Here is a 25,382-nt window from a genome sequence, read left to right on the forward strand (position 1 = left end):
TATGATATAATAGTAAAAAGAAATTATACGAAAACATGGAGAGGAATTACTATGAAAAAATGTTCTATATGTAATAAAAATATGGCAGTAGTTTTTGCAAGTAAGATGGAAAATGGGAAATCTGAAATGAAGGGTATATGCATAGAATGTGCTAAAAAAATGGGCTTACCTATAATAGATCAATTAATGGAACAAACAGGTATGACTGAGGAAGAAATATCTGGTTTATCTCAGCAGATGAACAATGTATTTGAAGAGATGGACTTGGAGAACATGGATGGAGATAACTTCCTAGGCAATTTATTTAAGGGTTCTTTTAATCCCTTTAAAAAGGATAGTGAAGATGAAGTAGATATAGAAGAAGAGGAAGTCTTTGATGATGAAGATGAGTCCATAGAAGAAAAACCTAAGGAGAAGAAGAAGAAAAAAAATAAGAAGAAAAAATATTTAGATACTTATGGTACTAACCTTACAGATAAAGCAAGAAACAAAGAAGTAGATAAGGTAATTGGTAGACATAAGGAGATTGATAGGGTAATACAAATTTTAAATAGAAGATCTAAAAATAACCCAATATTAATTGGAGAGCCTGGTGTGGGTAAAACAGCTATTGCAGAAGGCTTAGCTGTTCGTATTATAGAAGAACAGGTACCTGCAAAACTATTTAATGCAGAGGTTTATTTATTAGATTTGACAGCTATTGTTGCAGGAACCCAATTTAGAGGACAGTTTGAAGGAAGAATGAAGGCTATTATACAAGAGGCTCAGGAATGTGGAAACATAATTTTAGTAATAGATGAGGTTCACAACATTATGGGCGCAGGAGAGGTTCATGGTGGCGTTATGAATGCTGCAAATATTTTAAAGCCTGCACTTGCCCGTGGCGAAATACAGGTTATTGGTGCAACTACATTAGATGAATATAGAAAACATATTGAGAAGGATTCTGCCCTAGAGAGAAGATTTCAGCCAGTGTTAGTTGAAGAACCTACGGTAGAGGATACCATTGAAATCTTAAAGGGAATTAAAGGCTATTATGAAGATTATCATAGGGTTAAAATATCTGATGAAGTAATAGAGTCTGCTGCAAAGCTATCTGAAAGATATATTACAGATAGATATTTACCGGATAAGGCAATTGATGTTATTGACGAGGCGGGATCTAAAGTAAACCTTAGAAATCAGGGGCTTGTAGAAATCGAGTCTTTAAAGGAAGAGCTAAAGGCTATAGAAGAAAAAAAGGCAGAGGCTGCTAAAAATAATGACTATGAAAAGGCTGCTCAGTATAAAGTAGATGAGTGTAAGATTTTAGATAGAGTAGCAGAACTAGAAGAGGAAGTAAACAACAGCTCCATTACAGTGGAGGATGTAGCTTTTGTAATTGAATCTTGGACTAATATTCCTGTAGGCAAGATTACTGAAGAAGAAGCTAGTAGGCTGTTAAACCTTGAAGAGCATCTTCATGAAAGGGTAATAGGTCAACATGATGCCATTAGAAGTTTATCAAGAACTATAAGACGCAACCGTTCTGGTTTTAGAAAGAAGAAAAAGCCAGCTTCATTTATATTTGTGGGTCCTACTGGAGTAGGAAAGACAGAGCTTGTAAGAGCCTTAGCTACAGAGCTATTTGGTAGCGAGGATGCTATGATCCGTGTAGATATGTCTGAATATATGGAAAAGCATACGGTTTCTAAATTAATAGGTGCTCCTCCAGGATATGTAGGATATGATCAAGGTGGACAATTAACAGAGAAGGTTAGAAGAAAACCTTATTCAGTTATACTTTTAGATGAAATCGAAAAAGCTCATCCAGATGTATTTAATATGCTACTTCAAATTTTAGAAGATGGTAGACTAACAGACAGTCAAGGAAGAACTGTATTCTTTGAAAATACTGTAGTAATTATGACATCTAATGCGGGTACTCAACTAAAATCAAGCGGTATAGGTTTTGGTAAAAGGGGTTATGAGGCTTTAGAAAATCGTGTTAAAGAAGCCTTAAGAGAAACATTTAGACCAGAGTTTTTAAATAGAGTAGATGAAACTATTGTATTTACACAGTTATCTAGAGAAGAACTACGTAAAATAGTAGACCTTATGTTAAGAGATGTAATTGAAGATGTTAAGGAAAAAGATATGACAATTACAATTTCCGAAGAAGTTAAGGACTTTGTACTAGAAAAGGGTTATGATGAAAAATATGGTGCTAGACCTTTAAGAAGAACAATACAGAGATATATTGAAGATGAAATTGCAGAAGAATATATTAAAAAGCAATTTGTAGCAGGGGACCATATTAAAGTAGATTTAAAAGATGATAAGGTTGTATTGAGTAAATAGATAAAATAGACATCAGAGACAGATTGCAGAATTATTTTGCAATCTGTTTTTTAAAAATATAGACATAGCTTTTTCGTTTTAATAAAATTGTGCTTTATATAAAATTAGTAATTACTCACTATCAAAATTTAGATTATGCTCATTTGCTTTGTTGTTCATATTGTGTTAACCATTTGCTGAATATATCCATAGCTTTATGAATGATACATAAATTAACCACCATAATTATAAAGCCTAAAATGGAATAGAAGACAACAGTACTCAACTGGAACAATTGCACTATATGTCTAATGATATAAATACAGATAGGCAAACAAATAATGCTTGTAATAATAGCAGGTACATATTTTCTTACTATCAATGTTTGAAAGCAATGTATTACTAAATGTAAAGTAAATGCAATAAACAAACCTACCCATAGGTTATACCAATTCGTCAAGTAAGAAACAACTGTAACTATGCTAATCAAAATAAATTCTTCAGCTACACCAAATGCGAAAGATGATGTTGTAATATTATCAAAATGAGGTAATAACCTTTTTGATAACATAGGAAATCTTTCACATAAATAGCGTCTATTTTTACTTATCCACGGTTGCATGAAAATTATTTCTTCAAAATCGTGAAAAATAAAAAGTATAGGGAAAAACCATACCATTAATTTTATATCATTCATTGTTATACCCTCCTAAAATTCTATTATATAAGTAATATTTATATTTTATTACAAATATGTTCTTGTTGAGATAATGGTAGTTTTTGAATATCTGAAATTAAAGAATTTACATTTGCCATAATATGACCTCCGGGCCTGTAAAGATGGCTTAATTATAGCATATCATTTTCGACATTGATTTAAAACATAGCCAAATTTAAAAGCAGATATAGTGATAAAATCTATAACAACATTTGCTTTAAATATTCTATACTATAGTATAAGATTCTTCTGCATAATAAGTGTAATGGTTTCCACTACTAGAAGACTATTCGTAAAAGTTTGTTGTGACCTTCAAACTTTCTCCTCTTTATAATATATTTTTATTTTTTGTAAGACTCTTTCTGTTGGTTAACTGGTTTCGTCTTACACTATATAAAAGAGATTTAGCTCAAAATAATCAACCACTTTTATAAAATTTTGCTATACGCATCACAAATTCCAAATTTTACAAAATATTTATTATATGGTAGAGTAAATATATAAAAAAGGAGTGATACTATGCAAAATATAAACTGCAATATAGTTCATTTGGGACACAGTAGCTTTTTAGTAGAGACTAAAAATAACATATTAATATTCGACTATTTTAATGACACCCCTGTCCTTTCAGAAAGAAGTATAGAAAATGGAGTACTATCCCCGGAAGATTTTAAAACTGACAAAGATATTTTTGTATTTATAACCCATAGCCATAGTGATCACTATAATCCTGTAATATTTCAGTGGGAAAATGCAAATCCAAATATAAAATATATTTTAAGTAGTGATGTAAAGGAAGAAATAGAAGAAGATCATTTTTACTATATGAGTCCTTATGAAACTCTTCAAATAAAAGACGTAAATATAAAAACATACGGTTCTACAGATAAAGGAGTATCTTTTTTAGTCAATGTAGATAGTATTGATATATTCCATGCAGGAGACCTAAACTGGTGGCATTGGAAGGAATTTACTGAACAAGAGCTTAAAAGAGAGGAAGAAGATTTTAAGAGAGAAGTAGATAATATAATAGGAAATAATGTAGATGTAGCCTTTATACCGGTAGACCCGAGACTCGAAGAGTTCTACCATTTAGCTGGAGTATATTTTGCAGAAAAGATAAATCCTAAACTTCTAGTTCCTATGCATTTTAGAGACAATTTTTACATATGCAAGAATTTTGCAAAGCAGCTAACTAACAGCTCTGTAAAAGTTGTAGAGCTTACACATGTGGGGCAGAGGATTGGGTTTAGCAAATAGAAAATAGGTATAGAATTATTTATTTAAGAATTGATAGTATTTAAGGCAATAAATCCTCGTTGTGTATGGTGTCGTGACCTTTTTAAACAAGTATTAGGACTTATGCCGTTTTTTATATCTAAAATCTGTTGGCAATTTTATCATATTTTAAAATTTGCACAACTCAAGTAATTAAATTAGATAAAAATGAATAAAAAATAAGGCTCTTGATTATTAAGAACCTTTTTATAAAACTTATAAAGTTAATAGTTACTATAAAACATTTCACATATACAGTTTGTAATTATTCTCCTTTAAAAAGAAACTTTAATCATTTTCATATTTTTTGTATTTTTTATATGTACTAACTCCTATTGCAAAGGTAACTGATATTAATATTAAACAAATGTATATAACATTAGCCCAACCTTTATAATTAGGATTTATAAAAATCTCACTATAACTTTTCATTTCATCAAATTTTGACTTATATTTAATAGTGGTAAGAATTAAAATAATTATACTATTAACACTAAAAATTAACAGTGTGTATGCACGTTTTAGTAGTTTTTCTTTCAATTTTATTACCTCTTTCCATATAATTATTTTATATCCTTCTAATATTATACTATATCTTTCATTTTTGAAAAATAATTACCAAAATAGATTTTATTACATAAAATTGAATTAGGGGTGATAATTAAATTATCGCCCCTAATTCGGATTAGCGTTTATTAGTTAAATCTTAAAAAGTAGGATATAACTTGGAACTAACCTCAGATGTTATTTCATTTCCATTTGGATGATAGATAAACTCTTATGTTAATTGGAACAGCAGAAACTATATCATTATAAGGTGTAAATTAAATTCTCATTCTTTAATTTTTATTTTTGCAAGACTCTTTCTGTTGGCCAACTTATTCCGTCTTACACTATATAAAAGATGCTTAATTCAAAATAATCAACCACTTTTTAAATTTTGCTATATGTATAATAGATTACAAATTTTATAAAATATTTATTATATTGTAAAGTAGATATATGAAAAAAGTGATATAATAGGTGAAGATATAGACTAGGACAGAGGATTGAGTTTTAAAAAAAGTATTTAGGGTATTAACTTATAAACAATTCTAAGTGCATATGAATTTTTATATTAAAATTATTATAAAAGAGAGATTCAATGAAAGACTAAGATTGCTAGGAGGGATATATTTGAATCAAACAAAGATTACTGATAATGTATATCAATTATCGGTAAATGTAGAAGATATTTTATTTGAAGGATTATGGGAAATGCCTAACGGGGTATCTATTAACTCTTATATTATAAAAGGACAAAAGACTGCACTTATAGATGGAGTATGCGGTTGGGATGGTGTTCCTGAAACCCTGTTAGCTTTATTAGATAAGTTAGAAATAGATCCAAAATCTATAGAATACTTAATAATAAATCATATGGAACCAGATCATTCAGGTTGGATAGAAGCCTTTAAAAAAATAAATTCAGACTTTAAGATTGTGTGTAGTCAAAAAGGAGCAGAGCTATTAGAAGCATTCTATAACCATAGCGACAATGTAATAATTGTTAAAGATAAAGATACTTTAGATTTAGGAAATGGACATGTTTTGGAGTTTGTAGAAATGCCTAATGTACATTGGCCAGACACTATGGCTACATTTGATACAAAAACAGGTATCTTATTTTCCTGCGATGCATTTGGATCATTTGGTACTGTTAATGAATCTAATTATGATGATTTGTTAAATGAAGAAGAGATAGATTTTTATGAAAAGGAAGCTGTAAGATACTATTCAAATATTATAGGAGCCTTCTCTTTACCTGTTAAAAAAGCTATTGAAAAGTGCGAGAACCTGCTTATTAAAATGATAGCACCGGGACATGGAATTGTTTGGAGAAAAAATCCAAATAAAATAATAGAAGATTATAGTAGATATGTATCTTATCAGAAAGGATTAGCAAAAAAAGAAATAACACTTATATGGGGTTCTATGTATGGAATGACTCAAAAAGCAGTGGATTATGCTATAAAAGAGTTAGAAAAGGAAAATATAAGTGTAAATGTTCATAAAGTGCCGGAAGATTCCTGGGGTACTATATTAGCTTCCGTGTGGAACTCTACAGGAGTAATATTAGCTATGCCAACTTATGAATATAAAATGTTTCCACCAATGGCGGCTGTATTAGAGGAGCTTGGAAAGAAAAAGGCAGTAGGTAGAAAAGCTTTTAGATTTGGATCCTATGGTTGGTCTGGTGGAGCACAAAAGGAATTGGATGAAATTATAGATAAATATAAGATGAATTGGGAGTTTATAGAGCCTGTTGAATTTAAAGGATCACCAAGGGAAGAAGATTTAAATTTAATAGGACTGCGTATAAAGGAATTAATTAATACAGTAAATAATTTATTTTAAATTTGTAATAATAAGATTTTAGAAAGAAGATAGTAAAAAACTCTATCTTCTTTTTTTATTATATAACAAAAATACTTTCCTCGCTTTTTGATACAATAAAAGTAGTTAAAGTTTTCAAGGTTTGCCAGACACTTTTAAAGACTATATATTAATATTTTGAGAAACTACTATCATAAAGAATACAATTATTTTATATTATAGGTTGGTCAAAAAATAACATACTGTTAATTTTATTAAGTTAAAAGCTTCTGTTGTATTATATATAGAAGTCTTTAACTATTTTTATATATATTAATTTGGAGATTTGATAGAATTATACAAATAAAAGTAAGAGCAAAAAAGTATATTTAGAATATATTTATGATATATGATTAATATGGTATGATATCTATAATATGGTATGAATTTAAAAACTAATATTTATTAGAAGAGATATAAAAGAAAAATAAATAATACAATGTAATAGTATATACATTTTATTATGATATTCTAAAATTAAATTTTAGTAATAAGAAAGTATTTACAAGAAAAGATTAATTTTTATAGGGAGAGATTATGTTGAGAAATATAAAGATGATTATTATTTTGTTAATAATTATTATTTTGAATGGATGTACACCAAATATGTTAAATATAGATGACAATAATAATGAAGCAAATAATCTAACAGATGTAAAACATGGTGATGAAACAGATAGCCCTATTAAAATTCACGTAAGGGACTATTATAAAACGTGGTCACATGCTGGACTATATTCCACTTTTTTGGATAGTTATGATTCAAAACTATATATTATGAAAGAAGATAAAATTATTTCTACAATTAAGGACTTCAATTATTCGTCACCAATATTATCGCCTGATGGCAAACACTTTATATCAATAGATGTAGAAGAATTAGATCAAAATAAAAAATATATGTTTTATTTATTTAATACTGAGACAATGGAAAAAGAACTTTATACAGAACTAGATATTGAATTAGAATTTAACAATGAGCATCTATTGGGCACTATCATATGGAACGATCAGGGAATATATGCTGGTAGCACACTTTTCAATGGAAACTATAAATTACTAAGTAATGATTTAATTATGATTAATGCTTCTGGTGAAATACAAGTAGTATGGGAAGATGCTCCTTCTTCCTTAATTGAAGATATAATTGATTATTGGGTATTATATTACGAAGAAGATGATTATGTTGCTTATAATCTTCAGACTAAAGAATCTATAATATATGAAAGTTTTCGAACACCAGCTAATGGACTTAATGATTATAGTAACTTAAAGTTTTTGGAAGCTCCAACAAAGCTAATAGGTAGTAAAACTTCTATTTATGAAGAAAAGTATACATTTATATATGATCACGAAGAGTGTAAAAAGATTAAAATTTATGATGAAGTATTCATAGGATTTTCGACTTCTGGTTTTGCATATAAAAAATATACAGGCAATGAGAATGAACATTATATATATATTAAACCTTGGGATTTTAAATAATTATTTAGTCTAAAAAAGTATGATGAAATGAATCATCATACTTTTTTAAGCTCTATTGCTGAGGCTGAGGATAAACTCTATCCATTACTAGACCTCTAATACTAGATAGCTTACTATAAATTCCTGAACCAGGACAAGTAGTTGCAGTTACATCTTTATGCCCTAAAATATTCGACGGTGAAATATTATTCTTGTAACATAACCATGCTAAAATATCTATCAATTTATTTTGTTGTGTAGAAGTAAAACTACGTATATCATAATTACCATGAAGCATTACCGCAATGCTACGATAATTATAGCCTGGCGCATGGATTCCTTCTTTTGTATCGGTTCTTCCCTCAAGTATAGTTCCATTTATTCCAATACAATAATGGTATCCTATATCGCCCCACCCTTGACCTATGTGAATTTGTTGATATCTTCTCATTGCTGCTTTTTCATCTGGATAAGCTTTTACGATAGCATCATTTGCATCTCCTGCATGATGAACTATTATATATGCTGGGTTTTTGAGATTATTCGTTTTACTCAAATCTACAGCTGTAGCACCCCATCCAGATCTTGATACCATTGAAGGCTTTGGTTGTACTATCATACTCATTATAAATTCCTCCCTATATAAATTATTTTTTTATAAGACTCTTTCTGTTGGCCAACTTGTTTCGTCTTACACTATATAAAAGAGATTTAAATCAAAATAATCAACCATGGCGGAGATAATACAAAAAACTATTGTATATGAATTATTAGAGTATGTAGGAATAGTAAGAGCACTTTCTCATAATCCAGATATGATTATTGCAGATAAACCAACTGAAAATTTAGATAGTACTACAGAACAAAGTTAGGAAATTTCTTAAGTTTACAAATTGGAAACATATTAATAATTATTTAGATAAACTGAGCGTATATACTGATGATAATAAATGAAATTGGAGGAGTATTGTGATGAAAAAAACTAAAAAAATATTATTAGTGTCAGTAGTTGCTGTTATATTAGTAGGGGGGATGTTGGCTTATGGTGCTAACGGAAAGGATAATACGGTAGTTGTATTAGGAAGCCAGAAAGCCGAAATAGATAGTGAGTTGGCTATCAAATCTATGGACAATGTTAAGTTTTTCGAAGGATGTCATTGGCTAAAGGATGGTAAAATTCTAGGGATAAAAGATCAACCAGGGGATGATGAAAGTCAATCTAATGGTAAACTTTGTATTTATAATCCGGAGGATAAAAGTTTTGAAGAGATGGTAACAGCTAATGAAAAAGAATGGATAGGAGTAGGCGCGTTATCTGAAGATCAGAAGTCTGTTTTTTATGGCGTATGGCTAAATAGTGATTCTGATGTATATGATTATTATGTATTAGATTTAGAGTCAAAAACTACAACAAAACTAGTAGAAAAGGTGACAAGGTCTAGTAATCTAGAAAACAATCAAGTAATTGTAGCATCAGGTATGAAGGTTTATCGTTGTGATTTTAAAGGTAATGTTGAAGAAATATCTTTACCAAAAGAGTTAATAGATAAATTAAGTGATTTTAGTTCCTTTAGCTTTGAAGATTATTTAGAGACTTATTATAACTATGAAGTAGTAGAAGGGGAAAGAAGAAAATTAATTGAGTCAGATTATAATTATGGGAAGGAACACAATGCTATTAGGAGTGTGTTTCAAAAAGGACATAAACTTATTTTATGTAGTGCAAATGCCACATATTTTACCTATGATATGGATGAAAAAACATATAAGGTAGGTAGGGAAGGACTCAAAAGATGGGTTGGTGGCAAGGAAAGGACTAAAATAGAATGGAATAAAAATGGAAATGCAACCTTATGGAAGATAAATGGAAATGGTGAGGAAGTAAAGATAATAGAGGAAGGTAAACCTTATTTATCAGTGACAGAATCACCAGATGAGAGCAAAGCTGTATATTATTTTGATGAAAATGGAAAGAGAACAAGTGCAGACAGTGTATATGTTTACGATTTAAATACAGATGAAAAGATAAAAATATTTCCTGAAGTGACAGGACATGCTTACTGGAATAATTCCTCAAAAGAATTTTTTATGACTTCTAATAAATGGGATGAGGATAAAATTCGATATAATGTTACTAGTATAGTGAAATTAAACGATTGATATTTACTAAGTTAATGATAAAATACAATCTATAGATTGTATTTTATCATAGTTTAATTTTTTATATGAAGTTTTATATTTATACTTGGATTATAAAGTTTTCGGGAAGGAATAAATCGAAGGAATTATATGGGTGGTGAGTTAATTATTACAAATAATATAATTAAAGATAATGAAGTGAAGACCATGTTTAAAGTTTTAGTTGTGGATGATGAAAGGGCTATTGCTGATTCAATAGCATATGCACTAAAAAGAGAATGCTATGAGGTTGATGTAGCATATGATGGTGAAGAAGCACTGGAAAAAATAATGAGGCTTAAACCAGATGTAGTTGTTTTAGATGTTATGATGCCAAAATATGATGGATACGAAGTGTGCAAAAAAATTGATAAAAATAGTTCAATAGGTATTCTTATGCTTACAGCAAAAAATGATTTAGTAGATAAGGTCATAGGTTTGGAGCTAGGAGCAGATGACTATTTAACCAAGCCATTTGAGATGATAGAACTTTTGGCAAGAGTTAAATCCCTGTGTAGAAGAATTAATAAAATTTCTTCGGAATTAAATTCAAATAGTATATCTATAATCAATGTGGAAGATCTAAAGATAGATTTGCAGGAACGCACTGTATATGCAGATGGAATATTGATTGAACTTAAGCCTAAAGAGTTTGATTTATTAGTTTTTCTCTTTGAAAATCCTAGACATGTCTTTTCTAGGGATGAAATTTTAGATAGAGTGTGGGATATGGACTATTTAGGTGGAACACGAACGATAGATATACATATTCAAAGAATTAGAAAAAAGTTAGGAAGGCATGGGGATCTGATAAAGACTGTAGCTAAGGTAGGATATAAGGCGGTAAATAATTTTGATAAAATTTAGTATAAAGATAAAATGGACGTTATTTATAGTATTGCTTTTGATAGTAACCATAACATTTACGGGTTTTTTTATGTTGAAAGGGGTTTTAGCTAATCAGATGGCATATTATGAAGAGTTACTTCGAGAAAATAGCAAGATTGCAAATTTATACATTAGAGAGACCTATATATCTTCGGATTCTGATAATTTTGAAGAATTTTATGTAAGAGAAGCAGAAAATTTAGTACTAAATTTGAAAAGAATAATACACTTGCCTATTGCTATGTATGATATGGAAGGACAAATATTATTTAGTGGAGGCAACATATCTGTAGATAGACAACCACCTAATATTATGATAGATGCATTAAAGGATCAGTGTGTTTATGAAGAATATGGAAACGAAATTGTTTATCTGGCACCTATATATGATTTTGATAAGCAAATTGGTGTAATTAAAATTACGTACAGTGCTGAAAGGGAAAGTATTTTTTATAAAGATATAAAATTACTATTTTACAAAATAAGCATAGTATCTATATGCATAGCTTCTTTAATTGGAATTGTGTATTTTTCAAAAATAGCAGAGAATATTTCAAGACTAAAATATTCTGTTGAAGCCATAGAGCAGGGAGATTATGATTCTATTGTAAAACTAGATTCTCAGGATGAACTGGGAGATCTTAGAGAAGGAGTATTTTTTATGGCAAAAACAATAAAGCAAAACATAGAAGATATAACTACTGAAAAGGAAAAATTAGAATTAGCCGTTAAAAAACTTCAAAAATTGGAAAAACAACAAAAAGAATTCATAGGAAACATTACTCATGAATTTAAAACTCCTTTAACAGTGTTGAAAGCACAAATAGATTTAATAAGCCTTTATAGAGATGATGAAGATATGGCTTGTAGGTCGAAAAAAATAGCAGAAAAGGAATTAAAAAGATTAGATGCTATGGTTGAAAATATTCTTTCTTTATCTAGAGTTGAAAAATACGATTTTGAGTTTAAGAGAGAGAAAATTAATACAAAAAAACTTCTTAATGATATCTGCCTGAGAATGGAAGGAAAAGCTTCTAAATTTGGTATTAAAATAATAGAAAACCTTCAAGATGCTTATATTTTTATAGACGCTGAAAGCTTTATGCAGATATTTATAAATCTTATAGATAATGCAATAAAATACAATGTGAGAAACGGACAAATATATATAAGAAGCTATATTAAAGAGGATAAAAATCATATTCAAATTGAAGATACAGGCATTGGTATACCGAGGGAGCATAGAGAAAAAATATTTGAGCCATTTTACACCGTAGATAAAAATAGATCCAAAAATTTTTCAGGTACAGGCATTGGTCTTTCATTGGTCAAGAACCTTGTCGAAAATCAAAGCGGAATAATAAGTCTTGTGGATACAAAAAAATCAACTTGCTTTGAGATAGTGTTTCCTCTTTATAATGAAGAAAGGAAATGTAGGATAAAATGAACAACACTAAAGAAAGTAAAAGAAACTGATGAAGATTACGAATCATACCTTGTTTATGCTTCTAATATAATAAAGTAATTTTTATATGCGGTTGTATAAAAATAGTAAATACATTAGTATAACTATCGAAACAGAAGGTCCTCTCATACGTAAATTCTATAAGATAGTAAATGGCGAAATTGATTTTTAAATTTTGGATGCTTTAATATAGAATAATACTATTTAAATAAACATACTTCATATATACTTTTTTAGAATTTATATTATTTTAGATAAAGAATTGTTAATCATTTTTATATCTCTTGAGTCTGTAAATAATTTTGTGCTTTAGAGTATATAATAAACTCTAATCTGACAAGAAATATTAGATTGGATATAAATAACAATTTTATAACTTTTGTTTTTAGTGTGCCAGGATTATAAGATAATATACATAAAATCTTATAATCTTGGCAATAATTTCTTAAATGGAGAAGTGTATCCTTTATTAGGGTTTAAATTATACTAAAATATTCTAATTAATTTTCTGTCTTAATTTTGAATTTAAACTAAATCTTTATAGATAAGGTTCTATCCTTCCATCAAAGAATATGATTAGCTGATTAAGGATATTATCCCAATTTCTATAGCGCTGGGTCCACTTCTTCATCACATTTTGACTTGATAAGTAAAGCATTTTTTCTAATGCCTGATCATTAGGAAAGACTGATTTAGTTTTTGTAACCTTTCTAAACTGACGATGCAGACTCTCTATTACATTTGTAGTATACATAATTGTTCTAATCTCAATTGGAAACTTGAAGAAAGACGATAATACATCCCAATTTGTTTCCCAACTTTTAATAGCAAACGGATACTTTTTACTCCACTTTTCTTCGAGCTCTCCAAGCTTTAAAAATCCTGATTCTTCATTAATTGAAGCATATACTTCTTTAAAGTCCTTAGCAAATTGCTTTATATCTTTGTAATTAATATACTTAAAAGAATTTCGAAGCTGATGAATAATACATCTTTGAATTTCAGCCTTTGGATAAGCTGTTTTAATAGCGTCTGTTAATCCTGCTAGAGCATCTACACTAAATATTAATACATCTTGTAGACCTCTATTTTTCAGTTCATTTAAGACACATAACCAAAACTTAGATGATTCATTTTCTCCAATCCATATACCCAAGATATCCTTAAAACCGTCTAAAGTAACGCCTAATACAATATAAGCTGCTTTACTTTTAATTTGGCCATCTTCTCTAACCTTGTAATGAATAGCATCTAGGAATACGAAAGGATACAGCGGTTCTAACGGTCTATTTTGCCATTCTTTTATACAAGGCAAAATATTATCAGTAATTTTGCTAACCATCTCAGCAGACATTTCAATACCATAAATATCTTTAATTTGATCATGAATATCTTTTGTAGACATCCCCCTTGTATAAAGAGATATTACCTTTTCTTCTATACCTGATATATCTCTTTTATTTTTTGGAACTACAACTGGCTCGAAATCACCATTTCTATCTCTAGGTACTTCAAGAGACATTTCACCAAATTGAGTTTTAACAGTTTTTTCAGTATGCCCATTGCGTCTATTATCCGTCTTTTTATTATTCCTATCGCCTTTAGAGTAGCCTAATTCTACTTCCAGTTCAGCTTCTAACATTTCCTGTAGAACATCTTTAGAAATATCTTTAAGTATGATTGTAAATCTCCTGCTGTCTTTAAGTTTCCTCCTAGTATCATTTCTCGTAAAACTTCTTTAGGCAATGTACTCATAAAAAATGCTCATCTCTGACATAATATTACTTCTAATTCTTGCCAGAGATGAGCACTTATTTTCACTTAAGCACAGATTATTTTACACTACCCTGTTTTTGTGTATAATTGTATAGAAAAAATTAATAGCTAAACTGGTGGATCATCATTGTTCTATAAAATTGCAAGTTAAATGTTTTGAAATAAGCAAATTTCGACATGCAAAATCTATTTGTTTTGTTAGTATTATATAAAAGAGATTATTTTACCATAATGAAATAAAAATAAAAAGGAAGTGATTTAGTGAAATTAAAATATGTTAGGAAAACCCTTTTGATTACATTAGCTTTAATATCCATTTTTTTATTGACTTTCTGTACTTCGAATCAAACAACATTTAAGGAAAGTGTATTTGGTCAAATATCTAATCCTGATATAGACACTCTATCGATTTACATTTTTAGATACTCTCTTGAAAATTCTAGGGATGATTTTGAGTATAGAACCACTACCGAAAAAGAAAAAATTGATGATTTGATAAAGTATCTTAACACACTTTCGTTACAAAAAATTAAAAATATAGATATTAATGATAAAGATCAAGATATTAAGTATATGATATTATTAAATTATAGGGATGTTGTAAGTGGAGATGATTGCTCTGTTGAAATTACAACACAAGATTATGAAAATCTACAGATTACATTAGAATTACCTAATCAAGTTATTGTTAAAAAAAATTATAAAATATTAAATGATAAATTTGACAAGTATTATCTTGAAAAACTATACGGTTCTATATGAAGATTATAATAAGATATTTTATATAATAAAAGACTCCTTTTTAACTAAGACGTGTTTACTAATCTTGTTAAAGAGAAGTCTTTTATATTTACATATTCTATAGATGACTCTACTTAGGCTTTATATTATTCAATAACAGGATATCGACTAGAAACAGTTCTAATTCCTAGGTTATCGAATACTAAGAAGCCAACTTCTGCTGTAACTGGTTTACCATTATTATCTGAAGATGCTTTCATTATTTTAGTAATACCAGAAAGTCCATTACTTATGCTATTTAGTACGTCGTTTTTTTCTGAAACAGATATTCCACCAATAATAGTAGATATAGCTCCCGCTACAGCATATTTAGTAGGAAGCATAAAGAGAAAGCTCAATATAGTAGAACTTATAGAACCAAGTTTTGTAATTAGCTGTCTTTCTGTTATACTTTCCTTCATTCTTTCATAAACTGCATCTTGAGCATATAGCATCTGTTCTGCTTCATCTTTATCTACTGTTATAGTTTCTACTACCTCTGATCTCCACTTAGGCATAATATATCTCTCCTTTAATATAGTTTTATTTTTTGAAGACTTTTTCTGTTGGCCAACTTGTTTCGTCTTACACTATATAAAAGAGATTTAGGTCAAAATAGTCAACCAACTTTAAAAATTAATTTATAAATAAGATTTACTCTGATAAAACTTGATCTATTTAGTCTTAATTTCGCTGTGTTAATATATAAGATTTAACTTCTTCAATATCTTTTTTTACATCTTCTATAATATTTAACTTATCTGTTAGGGTTGAGATTATTTCTTGATACTTAGACTCACGTTCAACCTGCTTTGCATCTCTCTTTTCCTGCCCCTTCAAGATATAAAAAATAAGAGCTACAGATAATGCTGCCCATATTCCTTGAGTCGAAGCTAGTTTTAATACTTCATTTTCCATTATTACACCTCCTTACTTTATAAAATGAGTTCTTTAAATTGGACTAAAGAGAGTACTATATTAATTTAAAATAATTTTATGGGTACATATGTAAACCATATGTAAAAAGAAATTTAAATATAGATAGAGGAATATGGCGCTTTTAATAAAGTAATTAGAGTGTTGTTAGAGACATGTACAAGAGAAAATGATATTGAAACTCGAGTAGACTTAATATTGATATGTTTTTTTGTCGATACTTAATAATATAAGGAAGATAAATTGCAATCAAATTGTAATATTTTTACAACAATTTATGACATATTATATATTTCAATTGTTGTACAATTATAATAATAAAAAAATTAAGATGCAATTAACGATATATATATTTTTATAAGGTGCTTTAGTTGGTCACGGAAAAGAGACAAAACGAAGTTGTAAGATAAGAAAATATATAATTTTTTTTACCCTTTCACAGAACATAAGTTCTAAATAAAGAGAATATATGGTAAAAAAGTAACTATTTATATAAATATATACAAAATGGTTTACAGAAAATTTTAAAAACTCTTTTATATATTAAAGAAGGTTACAATTAGTTTTACTAAAGAAAAAATAAAATGGGAGGGATCAAAGTATGAATCAATTAGCAGAAAACTTTTTAAAGAGACAAAAGCTTGATGATGAGTTAAAAAGTAACATGTTACCAGGTAGTTTGCAAGATGAGTTCAATAACTATGCTTTTAAAGTATATCTATATGGATATATAAAAAAAACCATAGTTTTCTCTGCAATGCAAATCAAGAAAAAAACTAATCAAATAAGCCAAAGAGAAGAATTGAGCTTAAATATTATTGATCCTAATTTCAATGAAGAAAGAATGAACCTCATTGAGTATAGTCAAAATGATTTTTTAGATGATATAACCGAGTTTGTTGTAAAAGATAGCAGCTGTAGTTATGATGAGATTTCTCATGATAAGAAAATATTAAAGGCTGTTAATACTCTTACAGATAGACAAAAACAAATTTTATATATGTGTGTCATTACAGGGGAAAGTGACACTTTAGTCGCCAAAAAACTTGGTATTACAAAGCAGGGAGTTAATAAAACAAAGAAGGCTGCATTAAACAAATTAAGAAGAAAGCTATATTCAAATATATAAAAAAGTTAAATCAGGAGGGAAGGAGATATGGAAGATAGAGAATTACGGAAAGTTTTTCACAATGCACAAAATGGGGATAAGGATTCTATACAAAAAATACTAGAAATGTTTCAGCCTTTAGTTCATAAAAATAGTTTTATAGATGGAAAGTTTGATGAAGACTGTTTTCAAGAGCTAAATATTAAACTTATAAACTGTATAAAGTCTTTTGAGTTTTCCCCTATAGCTATAGAGGATGTACATAAGTCCTTTGAAGAATTACTGTCTCTGAAAGAATAATTAGTTTATATTAAGTCATAACTAAAATAATATGATTTTAAGTTTATTAGGTTAAAAGCTTCTGTGTTACATATAGAAGCTTTTAATTTTTTATTCAAATATATAAAAATTAATCTGCAAAAAAATATATAAATTGAAATGAAATCGTAATATTTCTATAACAATTTACGACATGTTATTTATTTTAAGTATGCTAGGATTATAATAACAAAACGAATGTAGTTATAGTATAGTTAGGAAAGGGTATATGCCCATTATAACAATTTTATATGTTTGGGTTTCTAGATTTTTTTGAGAATATTGACTTAGGTTCAATAACCTTATTTAGGTTTATTTATGAAGTATATACCAATTTATAGATCTTTTCAGTGCTTGGATTGCTAGAATTTTGTGTATAATATATTTTAAAATAAGAAAGAGTGTATAAGTATTTTTATTAGCGCATCTAGGAGGTTATTGTCATAAAATATTATATGATATAGCTATGTTTATATGAAAAACTGATTACACAAAACATTAGACTAGAGTCTTCGGTACATAATGACTTTCAATATTTAGATCTTCTCAATATACTGTTTCTGGAGGAATATATATGACTAAATCAAAGTCATTAAAATATATGATAATAGCAATACTGAGCTTACTGATAATATATTATCATAACAAATTAATTTTAATGGATAATAAAGCTTATGAATTGCTAGACAGTGATATAAGGTTAAATTATAATATTTTTCATCCATTAGCAGTTTTAATTATAACGATAAGTTATAGTATATACAATAATATAAGTACAAGATACAATAAAATTACTTATTTAATATATATCTGTTTAACATTGATTATAATTATTGGTGCTTGGACTAAAGGTTGGAGTTATTTTGTATTAACACTACTTATTTTAGGAATTTATGCTACAACTTTAAATGGTAAGATTAAAGATTATATTAATTTAGATAAAGAATAAATTATGAATATCCCTAAGTGATTATGATCATTCTTTCTATTGATTATTTCTTATAGAAGATAAATATTATACTTGAAATGAACGATTTTTTCATTCGTAATTTTATTTAATAGCGTATTTTGGAACAAAGTAAATTTTACGATACAATTGTAAAAAGGAGGATATACTTATGGATATAATATTTGGTACATTAGTTTACTTGATTTTTTTAGGTGTTTTAATTTATAGCATTGTTAATCCTAGAAAAACTTTTATGTTGGGAAGAAGATGGCAGTATAAGAATGATATTGAACCGAGTGAAGAGGCATTATTTATACATCGCTTAATTCCGGTAATTATATTGATATTCTTAACTTTTATTTTTATAACTTCACTAATTTATCAATTATAATTAAGTAAAAAATATTAGTTAAAAAATTGCATCTTTATTATTTATTAATTTAAGATAAGAATATATTCTATATATAAGATAAAATAAAGTTTAATAATAAAATAAACTGACCATTAAAAATGTGTCAGTTTATTCTATTATCTACTATTTGATTATTCTATTTCCATCCATACACCATTTGATAAGTATGCAGTAGGCATAACGGCTTGAAAAATTTCTACGTTATCTTTCTTTAATACAGCAATTCTTACTTTACATTCAGTATACCCATTACGTGACATTATTGTTTCTATTCTCAACATATCATAATGGCCATTTTTCATTATGGAATTAGAGTTTGGAACGTCTGATAAAGTTTGAAAAACTAATCCTGCAACTAAATTAGCTATAACAACACTTACTGGAGCAGTGACCCACAATCCTATGCCTGTTATACCTCCTGCTATAATTCTGTTTGCTAACGATGTTTGCGTAGAATGTTGAAATAAACATTCCTCCATACCTCTGTTAATATCTCTTACCTGTTTTAATGTATAGTGTCTGTTTACAACATATTCACTTGTCATTTTTATTTCCTCCCTTTATAATATATATTTTTTTATTTTGCAAGACTCTCTTTATTGGCCAACTTATTTCGTCTTATACTATATAAAAGAGATTTAAGTAAAAAATAATCAACCATTTTAAAAAATTAATATATATTTTTTTCATTAAGTTTTAAAAAATAGAAAAATAGCAATCATTGACATAGGCATAGACATATGACAATACTTTGATGATAATGAGTATCATTACGTGTTGCGATTTAAAATTGTTAACAATAAGAATACATATTTAGCAATCTGGTAGTATGTCAAGAAAAGATTTTTAAAGAAATCAAACAAAACTTTTAAAAGAGGGTAACTTTAATATAACCTATGATTTTTCAAGAAAAAAATAGGCTTAGAAAGAAAAATATTTTATTGAATGTCTCCAACTTTATTGCTGTAGTAGATTTGATTTTTAGTCAGCAAGCTAAAAATCAGACGTACTAATTTACGTGATGTAAGTGCAAGTGCTCTTTTATGACAGTGAGTAGTAACCTCACCGTACTTCTTGCTATAGAAATCCTTGAATTCAGGAATATAGTTCTTAACGCTATTAGCAGCTTCTATTAGGTAATACCTAAGGTACTTGTTACCAGTCTTAGTCATTCTAGTGGTATCAGCTGAATAGTTACCAGATTAGTTAGTTCTCCAAGTAAGACCAGCATATTTAGCTAATGCATCATGAGAGCCAAATTTTCCTTTGCTAATTATTCTATAGTTACATTTTAGCCTTAGGATATCTTAATTAACAATAAAAAAATAAATATGCTTAGACAATGGTTCTAAACATATTATACGAGGAGGTATAAGGATGAAAAATAAACAATTAGATATATTAGTAGAAATTAAAAACTATATTGATAAGAATCAATTTAGTCCAACAATTATATTATGACGATAAACAGATTATATTTTCTAAGGTTGAAAAGAGCTATACAGAAGTTCCTAGGGATGAAGTTAAGCTGGATAATGTATAGTTAAGGAAAGTCGAATAAAGTTGAAGGTTTTTATAGGTTTTTGTAGAAAAATATAGTTACCAACAAGATAAAAATGTGTAATTATTTTTGAATAAGAAGTAGGGGAAAGTTCATGAGAGCACTGGGTATTTGTAATATATCTTTACTTCCAATATTTTTGCTATTTCAGGAATTATCCTATATTTCATCATTAAGTTGGCTGTAATAAAAGAATTAAACAAAGATAAAGTCCCTTAAATAATAATTTTTGAAATTGTTGATATATTATAAAAATTATAAACATAAAAAAGAGAAAAAGGGTGAAGATATGAATTTTGATTTATTTTCAATTCAGGATATCGTTCAGAAATATGCAGATGTAATCGCACAGGTGTCCGGCGTAGATGTAGAGGTAGTGGATAAAAAATTATACCGTGTAGCCGGTACAGGCCTTTATGCAGAAGATGTAAATCAGGACATGTCCTCTGAGGGCTATGTGTATAAGCATATTTTAAATACCGGAGAAATAAGGGCTATTCATAATCCCGGAGAGGATTTTTTGTGTTTTAACTGCCCAAGCCGAAGTAATTGTCAGGAAACCATAGAGATTTCCATGCCAATCAAGGTTCATGAAGAGATCATAGGAATTATTGGACTTGTAGGAAGCAATAAGGACCAAAGGGATTTGATTTTACAAAATGAGAAGCTTTACCTTGAGTTTATTAATCAAATAGCGTATTTTATTGCCGCCAAGGCCTTAGAACAGAAGGAAAAAGAAAGTAAATTATCTATAATAGCTACCTTAGACAGTGTAATTGATCATATGGAGCAGGGTGTATTGATAATGGGAAAAGGCAATATCATAACAAGAGGAAACGAGAGCGCCAAGAAGCAGTTGGGCATATCCACAGTGAAAGGCAAGACCGTGGAAATCATTTATACCGGTGATGAGCTGAACAATACCTCGGAATACAAGATGATAATAGACAATAAAGAGATATTTATTATGGGAGAGGTGTACCCCTTAGAGCTAAGAGATTACCAGTATACCAGCATACTTATCTTTAAGAATATTAAAACTATACATTCTGATCTGTACGAAATGACGGCTACACTAAAAACTGTAGATGCGAAAAATATTATCGGCAGCAGTGAAGCAACAAAAAGATTAAAAAGAAATATAATGAAGGTAGCCGGCTCAAATTCAACAGTACTGATTACAGGAGAAAGCGGAACTGGTAAGGAAATGGTGGCCACCGCCATATGGAGAGAAAGTGACAGAAGGAATCAGAAATTTGTTGCTGTTAACTGTGCCGCTATCCCTGAATCACTACTGGAAAGCGAGCTTTTCGGATATGTTAAAGGAGCCTTCAGTGGAGCGGACCCAAAGGGAAGAATAGGAAAGTTCGAGCTTGCAAATCAGGGGATAATATTTTTAGATGAAATAGGAGACATGCCTATATATCTTCAAGCCAAGCTGTTAAGAGTACTACAAGAAAGGACAATTACCCGTATTGGTTCTAACCAGGTGATACCTATAGATGTTCGGGTTATAGCGGCTACTAATAAGGATCTTAAAGCTATGATAGAGACAAAAAAGTTCCGAGAAGATCTGTATTATAGACTGAATGTTATACCTCTCAGTATTAAACCCCTCAGAGAAAGAAGAGAGGATATTGAAGAACTTACGAATTATTTCATCAAAAGATATAGCCGCTTGCTTAATAAGTTTTACATCTATATTGAAAGAAGTACTATGGAGTTGTTAAAGAACCATATGTGGAGAGGAAACGTAAGAGAGCTGGAAAATACCGTTGAATTCATGGTTAATATGATGGAAAGCGACGGAGTATTAAATGATAAAACCCTTTCGGTGGATTTTTTTAAGGATGTTTCCACAGAGATTATAATCAATAATAACTCTGATACAATAACACCCCTTAAGGAACTGGAGCTTAGGGAAATACAGAAGGCCTTAAGTATTTTTGGGGATACAACGGAAGGAAAAAGAAAGGCAGCGGTGAGCCTGGGCATTAGCTTAACCACCTTTTACAGAAGACTGGAGGAAGTATTGAAGAAATGAAATTATTTTCAAAATGAAAATTCAATTTTAAAAATGAAAATTCAATTTTAAAAATGAAAAACAATTTAAGTAAAATATGTTATTAAATGTAATTGCATTTAAGGGTTAACTTAGACGTTTATTAGCTGGGCTTGTAAGCGTCTTTTTTATTTATTTGGCTTATATCCTTTGAAATATGCACTTTCTGAAACCAGCTATGTAAATGCCATCAAAAAAAATAGTCTTTTTTTTAAATCTCGGCACGAAAATTGCTCAATATTAAAGTGACAGTAACTAATAAGAAAAAGCTATTAATACTGACAAAATGATAGAAGGAGGACGGAACGATGAAAGAAACCTTTAAGATGGTACAATTTGAACGTAAAAAAGGACAGAAATATCCTTTAGGTTTTTTTAACATTGATATAGTTAAGGAGGTGAAGAGCTTCCACGAAAGCTTTCCGGTTTATAACGAAACACCTTTAAGAAATATGGAGAATTTAGCTAAAGAATTAGGGTTAGGAGACATATATGTAAAGGATGAATCCTATAGATTCGGATTAAATGCTTTTAAGGTGCTAGGCGGCAGCTTTGCTTTAGGAAATTATTTAGCTAAGAGACTTAACAGCAGTATAGCAGAAATGCCATATGAGAAATTAATCTCTGAAGAAGTGAGAAAAAAACTTGGAGATATAGTTTTTGTTACTGCCACCGACGGTAATCATGGAAGAGGAGTAGCCTGGACAGCAAAACAGCTAAAACAGCACTCTGTGGTATATATGCCAAAGGGCAGTGCTAAGGAAAGGCTGGACAACATTATTGCAGAAGGAGCAGAAGCTTCAATAACCGATTTAAACTATGACGAAGCAGTACGTTTAGCAAACAGCATGGCTGAAGAAAAGGGTTGGGTAATGGTACAGGATACAGCCTGGGAGGGCTATGAAGACATTCCTACCTGGATTATTCAGGGCTACAGCACCATGGGCTATGAGGCTTATGAACAGTTAAAGAGGCTTGGAGAGGAGAAGCCAACACATATTTTCCTTCAGGCAGGGGTAGGTTCCATGGCCGGTGCTATCACAGGTTTATTCTCAGCTATTTATGGTGAAGATAGACCGATTATAACTATAGTGGAGCCTAATAAAGCTGATTGTATTTACAGAACAGCAGAGGCCGATGACGGAAAGCTACGTTTTGTAACAGGTGATATGAATACTATAATGGCAGGTCTTGCCTGCGGTGAGCCATGTACCATAGGCTGGAATATTCTTAAGGATTATGCGGATAACTTTATATCTTGCCCAGACTATACAGCTGCAGAAGGTATGAGAATTTTAGGAAATCCACCTAAAGGAGATGAAAGGGTCATTTCTGGTGAAAGCGGAGCTGCTACCTTAGGCTGTGTAGCTGAAATAATGACTAACAATAACCTGGCTTGGATGAGAGAAAAGCTTAAGTTAGATGAAAACTCAAGGGTGCTGTTTTTTAGCACAGAGGGAGATACAGACAAAGAAAATTATATAGATATTGTTTGGAATGGAAAATATTCAAGCTATGAGAAAAGATAAATATTAAGAGGTGATAAAAATGTTGAGTAAAGAAAGAGAAGAAAAGGTTATAGCTTTATGTCAGGAGCTTATAAGAGCTCAAAGCTATTCAGGACAAGAGGATAAGGTTGCTAATGCATTGAAAAGAAATTTCGAGGCCCTGGGCTTTGATGACGTAATAATAGATGGATATGGAAACATCATAGGCCATATAAAAGGAAATAAGCCTGGCAAAAAAATACTCTTTGATGGTCATATAGATACAGTTCCCGTAACAAACCCTGATGAATGGACCTATTCACCCTTCGGAGGAGAGATTCACCATGAAAGAATTTACGGAAGAGGCAGCTCAGACATGAAGGGGGCTGTGGCTGCAATGGTTTGTGCCGCAGCAAACTTTGCAAAGGACTGCAATAGAGATTTTGCTGGAGATATTTATGTAGCAGGAGTGGTTCATGAGGAATGCTTTGAAGGTGTTGCCGCAAGATCAATAAGTGAAAGAGTAAAGCCCGACTATGTAGTTATAGGTGAAGCATCTGAGCTTAATATTAAAATTGGGCAGAGAGGTAGAGGAGAAATAATAATCGAAACCTTCGGAAAGCCCTGCCATTCGGCAAATCCTGAAAAAGGTATCAATGCAGTATATAAAATGGCTCATGTAATCGAAGCTATAAGAACCTTAAAGCCAACACACCATGAGGTTTTAGGAGATGGTATTCTAGAGCTTACAGATATTAAGTCAAGTCCTTATCCTGGAGCGTCAGTAGTACCTGAGTACTGTAGAGCTACATATGACAGAAGACTTTTAGTAGGAGAAACAAAAGAAAGTGTATTGGCACCTATAACAGAACTTCTTGAAGAGATGATGAAAAAGGATCCTCAGCTTAAGGTTAAGGCTTCCTATTCTATAGGAAAGGAAATGTGCTATACTGGCAATGAAATTGAGGGAGAGAGATTCTTCCCGGGCTGGCTCTATGATGAAAGGGAAGAATTTGTTCAAGTTGTTTACGCTGAAATAAAGGCTATGGGTTTTAATCCTTCCATTACTGAATATAATTTCTGCACCAATGGCAGTCACTATGCAGGAGAGGCTAACATCAAGACTCTTGGTATAGGGCCTTCAAAAGAAAATCTAGCACATACAGTAAATGAGTACATTGAAATTGAGCAGCTAACTTCAGTAACTCAGTGCTATTACGGAGTTATGAAGGCATTACTTAAATAAAAGTAAAAAAAGAGAATAAACA

The 25,382-nt window shown here is 29.9% G+C and carries 22 protein-coding genes and 2 pseudogenes; 16 read left to right on the forward strand and 8 right to left on the reverse strand.

Annotated features, from left to right (window positions below; genetic code table 11):
• Positions 1-51 precede the first annotated feature (51 nt).
• Complete coding sequence (locus KQI88_RS05575; protein WP_216415370.1) at positions 52-2,340, forward strand: ATP-dependent Clp protease ATP-binding subunit; 2,289 nt, start codon at positions 52-54, stop codon at positions 2,338-2,340.
• A 139-nt stretch (positions 2,341-2,479) separates the two neighbouring features.
• Here the strand turns inward: KQI88_RS05575 and KQI88_RS05580 are convergent, their stop codons facing one another.
• Entirely contained in the window at positions 2,480-3,016 is a 537-nt protein-coding gene (locus KQI88_RS05580; RefSeq protein WP_216415371.1) for an HXXEE domain-containing protein, read from the reverse strand.
• Between the two features lie 540 nt (positions 3,017-3,556).
• On the opposite strand from KQI88_RS05580, the gene KQI88_RS05585 reads away from it, so the two are divergent.
• Complete coding sequence (locus tag KQI88_RS05585; protein ID WP_216415372.1) at positions 3,557-4,297, forward strand: MBL fold metallo-hydrolase; 741 nt, start codon at positions 3,557-3,559, stop codon at positions 4,295-4,297.
• Between the two features lie 306 nt (positions 4,298-4,603).
• Here the strand turns inward: KQI88_RS05585 and KQI88_RS05590 are convergent, their stop codons facing one another.
• Positions 4,604-4,855 (reverse strand): hypothetical protein, encoded by a 252-nt coding sequence (locus KQI88_RS05590; protein ID WP_216415373.1) that lies wholly within the window; start codon positions 4,853-4,855, stop codon positions 4,604-4,606.
• Between the two features lie 636 nt (positions 4,856-5,491).
• Here KQI88_RS05590 and KQI88_RS05595 point away from each other — a divergent pair.
• Entirely contained in the window at positions 5,492-6,712 is a 1,221-nt protein-coding gene (locus KQI88_RS05595) for an FprA family A-type flavoprotein (RefSeq protein ID WP_216415374.1), read from the forward strand.
• A gap of 558 nt (positions 6,713-7,270) precedes the next feature.
• Positions 7,271-8,215, forward strand: coding sequence for a hypothetical protein (locus tag KQI88_RS05600; RefSeq protein WP_216415375.1), 945 nt, complete (start codon positions 7,271-7,273; stop codon positions 8,213-8,215).
• A 52-nt stretch (positions 8,216-8,267) separates the two neighbouring features.
• Here the strand turns inward: KQI88_RS05600 and KQI88_RS05605 are convergent, their stop codons facing one another.
• The gene (locus KQI88_RS05605) at positions 8,268-8,819 is read right to left on the reverse strand and encodes a peptidoglycan recognition protein family protein (RefSeq protein WP_216415376.1); all 552 of its coding nucleotides are present in this window, start codon (positions 8,817-8,819) and stop codon (positions 8,268-8,270) included.
• Between the two features lie 106 nt (positions 8,820-8,925).
• On the opposite strand from KQI88_RS05605, the gene KQI88_RS18015 reads away from it, so the two are divergent.
• From KQI88_RS18015 to KQI88_RS05625, 4 genes are all read left to right on the forward strand, one after another.
• Positions 8,926-9,066 (forward strand): hypothetical protein, encoded by a 141-nt coding sequence (locus KQI88_RS18015; RefSeq protein WP_246579161.1) that lies wholly within the window; start codon positions 8,926-8,928, stop codon positions 9,064-9,066.
• Positions 9,067-9,166: 100 nt separating this feature from the next.
• Positions 9,167-10,354 carry a hypothetical protein gene (locus tag KQI88_RS05615; RefSeq protein ID WP_216415377.1) on the forward strand — a complete coding sequence of 396 codons (1,188 nt, stop codon included), beginning with the start codon at positions 9,167-9,169 and terminating at the stop codon, positions 10,352-10,354.
• Positions 10,355-10,483: 129 nt separating this feature from the next.
• A complete protein-coding gene (locus KQI88_RS05620; RefSeq protein ID WP_246579162.1) occupies positions 10,484-11,239 on the forward strand; it encodes a response regulator transcription factor in 756 nt (251 codons plus the stop codon).
• Positions 11,226-12,707, forward strand: a complete 1,482-nt coding sequence (locus tag KQI88_RS05625) for a sensor histidine kinase (RefSeq protein ID WP_216415378.1) — start codon at positions 11,226-11,228, stop codon at positions 12,705-12,707. Before KQI88_RS05620 ends, KQI88_RS05625 begins: the two co-directional genes overlap by 14 nt.
• Positions 12,708-13,263: 556 nt before the next feature.
• Here KQI88_RS05625 and KQI88_RS05630 read toward each other — a convergent pair.
• A pseudogene (locus tag KQI88_RS05630) lies at positions 13,264-14,480 on the reverse strand (IS256 family transposase).
• Positions 14,481-14,792: 312 nt separating this feature from the next.
• Here KQI88_RS05630 and KQI88_RS05635 point away from each other — a divergent pair.
• Positions 14,793-15,263, forward strand: a complete 471-nt coding sequence (locus tag KQI88_RS05635) for a hypothetical protein (protein ID WP_216415379.1) — start codon at positions 14,793-14,795, stop codon at positions 15,261-15,263.
• Between the two features lie 125 nt (positions 15,264-15,388).
• Here the strand turns inward: KQI88_RS05635 and KQI88_RS05640 are convergent, their stop codons facing one another.
• Complete coding sequence (locus tag KQI88_RS05640; RefSeq protein ID WP_216415380.1) at positions 15,389-15,799, reverse strand: hypothetical protein; 411 nt, start codon at positions 15,797-15,799, stop codon at positions 15,389-15,391.
• 166 nt (positions 15,800-15,965) lie between these two features.
• Positions 15,966-16,199, reverse strand: a complete 234-nt coding sequence (locus KQI88_RS05645; protein ID WP_216415381.1) for a BhlA/UviB family holin-like peptide — start codon at positions 16,197-16,199, stop codon at positions 15,966-15,968.
• A 619-nt stretch (positions 16,200-16,818) separates the two neighbouring features.
• On the opposite strand from KQI88_RS05645, the gene KQI88_RS05650 reads away from it, so the two are divergent.
• The 4 genes from KQI88_RS05650 to KQI88_RS05665 all read left to right on the forward strand — a co-directional run bounded on the left by KQI88_RS05650 (position 16,819) and on the right by KQI88_RS05665 (position 18,983).
• Positions 16,819-17,346, forward strand: coding sequence for an RNA polymerase sigma factor (locus KQI88_RS05650; protein WP_216415382.1), 528 nt, complete (start codon positions 16,819-16,821; stop codon positions 17,344-17,346).
• Positions 17,347-17,373: 27 nt separating this feature from the next.
• Positions 17,374-17,625 carry a helix-turn-helix domain-containing protein gene (locus tag KQI88_RS05655; RefSeq protein ID WP_216415383.1) on the forward strand — a complete coding sequence of 84 codons (252 nt, stop codon included), beginning with the start codon at positions 17,374-17,376 and terminating at the stop codon, positions 17,623-17,625.
• A gap of 592 nt (positions 17,626-18,217) precedes the next feature.
• Positions 18,218-18,592, forward strand: coding sequence for a hypothetical protein (locus tag KQI88_RS05660; RefSeq protein ID WP_216415384.1), 375 nt, complete (start codon positions 18,218-18,220; stop codon positions 18,590-18,592).
• A 169-nt stretch (positions 18,593-18,761) separates the two neighbouring features.
• Positions 18,762-18,983: a hypothetical protein gene (locus KQI88_RS05665; protein ID WP_216415385.1), complete on the forward strand. Its 222-nt coding sequence runs from the start codon at positions 18,762-18,764 to the stop codon at positions 18,981-18,983.
• Between the two features lie 152 nt (positions 18,984-19,135).
• On the opposite strand, the gene KQI88_RS05670 is transcribed toward KQI88_RS05665, so the two are convergent.
• Both KQI88_RS05670 and KQI88_RS05675 read right to left on the reverse strand, forming a co-directional pair.
• The gene (locus tag KQI88_RS05670) at positions 19,136-19,549 is read right to left on the reverse strand and encodes a hypothetical protein (RefSeq protein ID WP_216415386.1); all 414 of its coding nucleotides are present in this window, start codon (positions 19,547-19,549) and stop codon (positions 19,136-19,138) included.
• A gap of 393 nt (positions 19,550-19,942) precedes the next feature.
• Positions 19,943-20,194, reverse strand: a pseudogene (locus KQI88_RS05675) (transposase); the annotation flags it as partial.
• A 660-nt stretch (positions 20,195-20,854) separates the two neighbouring features.
• On the opposite strand from KQI88_RS05675, the gene KQI88_RS05680 reads away from it, so the two are divergent.
• The 3 genes from KQI88_RS05680 (at position 20,855) to KQI88_RS05690 (ending at position 25,360) form a co-directional block, all read left to right on the forward strand.
• Complete coding sequence (locus tag KQI88_RS05680; protein WP_216415388.1) at positions 20,855-22,609, forward strand: sigma 54-interacting transcriptional regulator; 1,755 nt, start codon at positions 20,855-20,857, stop codon at positions 22,607-22,609.
• 326 nt (positions 22,610-22,935) lie between these two features.
• Complete coding sequence (dpaL, locus tag KQI88_RS05685) at positions 22,936-24,156, forward strand: diaminopropionate ammonia-lyase (RefSeq protein ID WP_216415389.1); 1,221 nt, start codon at positions 22,936-22,938, stop codon at positions 24,154-24,156.
• Positions 24,157-24,175: 19 nt separating this feature from the next.
• Entirely contained in the window at positions 24,176-25,360 is a 1,185-nt protein-coding gene (locus KQI88_RS05690; protein WP_216415390.1) for a YgeY family selenium metabolism-linked hydrolase, read from the forward strand.
• Positions 25,361-25,382 lie beyond the last annotated feature (22 nt).

Source organism: Alkaliphilus flagellatus (genome assembly GCF_018919215.1).
GTDB lineage: Bacteria > Bacillota > Clostridia > Peptostreptococcales > Natronincolaceae > Alkaliphilus_B > Alkaliphilus_B flagellatus.

Excerpts from the sequence above, each read along its gene's own strand:
- KQI88_RS05575 (WP_216415370.1), top strand. The coding sequence starts at position 52 with ATGAAAAAATGTTCTATATGTAATAAAAATATGGCAGTAGTTTTTGCA.
- KQI88_RS05580 (WP_216415371.1), bottom strand. The coding sequence starts at position 3,016 with ATGAATGATATAAAATTAATGGTATGGTTTTTCCCTATACTTTTTATT.
- KQI88_RS05585 (WP_216415372.1), top strand. The coding sequence starts at position 3,557 with ATGCAAAATATAAACTGCAATATAGTTCATTTGGGACACAGTAGCTTT.
- KQI88_RS05605 (WP_216415376.1), bottom strand. The coding sequence starts at position 8,819 with ATGAGTATGATAGTACAACCAAAGCCTTCAATGGTATCAAGATCTGGA.
- KQI88_RS18015 (WP_246579161.1), top strand. The coding sequence starts at position 8,926 with ATGGCGGAGATAATACAAAAAACTATTGTATATGAATTATTAGAGTAT.
- KQI88_RS05615 (WP_216415377.1), top strand. The coding sequence starts at position 9,167 with ATGAAAAAAACTAAAAAAATATTATTAGTGTCAGTAGTTGCTGTTATA.
- KQI88_RS05620 (WP_246579162.1), top strand. The coding sequence starts at position 10,484 with ATGGGTGGTGAGTTAATTATTACAAATAATATAATTAAAGATAATGAA.
- KQI88_RS05640 (WP_216415380.1), bottom strand. The coding sequence starts at position 15,799 with ATGCCTAAGTGGAGATCAGAGGTAGTAGAAACTATAACAGTAGATAAA.
- KQI88_RS05645 (WP_216415381.1), bottom strand. The coding sequence starts at position 16,199 with ATGGAAAATGAAGTATTAAAACTAGCTTCGACTCAAGGAATATGGGCA.
- KQI88_RS05650 (WP_216415382.1), top strand. The coding sequence starts at position 16,819 with ATGAATCAATTAGCAGAAAACTTTTTAAAGAGACAAAAGCTTGATGAT.
- KQI88_RS05655 (WP_216415383.1), top strand. The coding sequence starts at position 17,374 with ATGGAAGATAGAGAATTACGGAAAGTTTTTCACAATGCACAAAATGGG.
- KQI88_RS05660 (WP_216415384.1), top strand. The coding sequence starts at position 18,218 with ATGACTAAATCAAAGTCATTAAAATATATGATAATAGCAATACTGAGC.
- KQI88_RS05665 (WP_216415385.1), top strand. The coding sequence starts at position 18,762 with ATGGATATAATATTTGGTACATTAGTTTACTTGATTTTTTTAGGTGTT.
- KQI88_RS05670 (WP_216415386.1), bottom strand. The coding sequence starts at position 19,549 with ATGACAAGTGAATATGTTGTAAACAGACACTATACATTAAAACAGGTA.
- KQI88_RS05680 (WP_216415388.1), top strand. The coding sequence starts at position 20,855 with ATGAATTTTGATTTATTTTCAATTCAGGATATCGTTCAGAAATATGCA.
- dpaL (WP_216415389.1), top strand. The coding sequence starts at position 22,936 with ATGAAAGAAACCTTTAAGATGGTACAATTTGAACGTAAAAAAGGACAG.
- KQI88_RS05690 (WP_216415390.1), top strand. The coding sequence starts at position 24,176 with ATGTTGAGTAAAGAAAGAGAAGAAAAGGTTATAGCTTTATGTCAGGAG.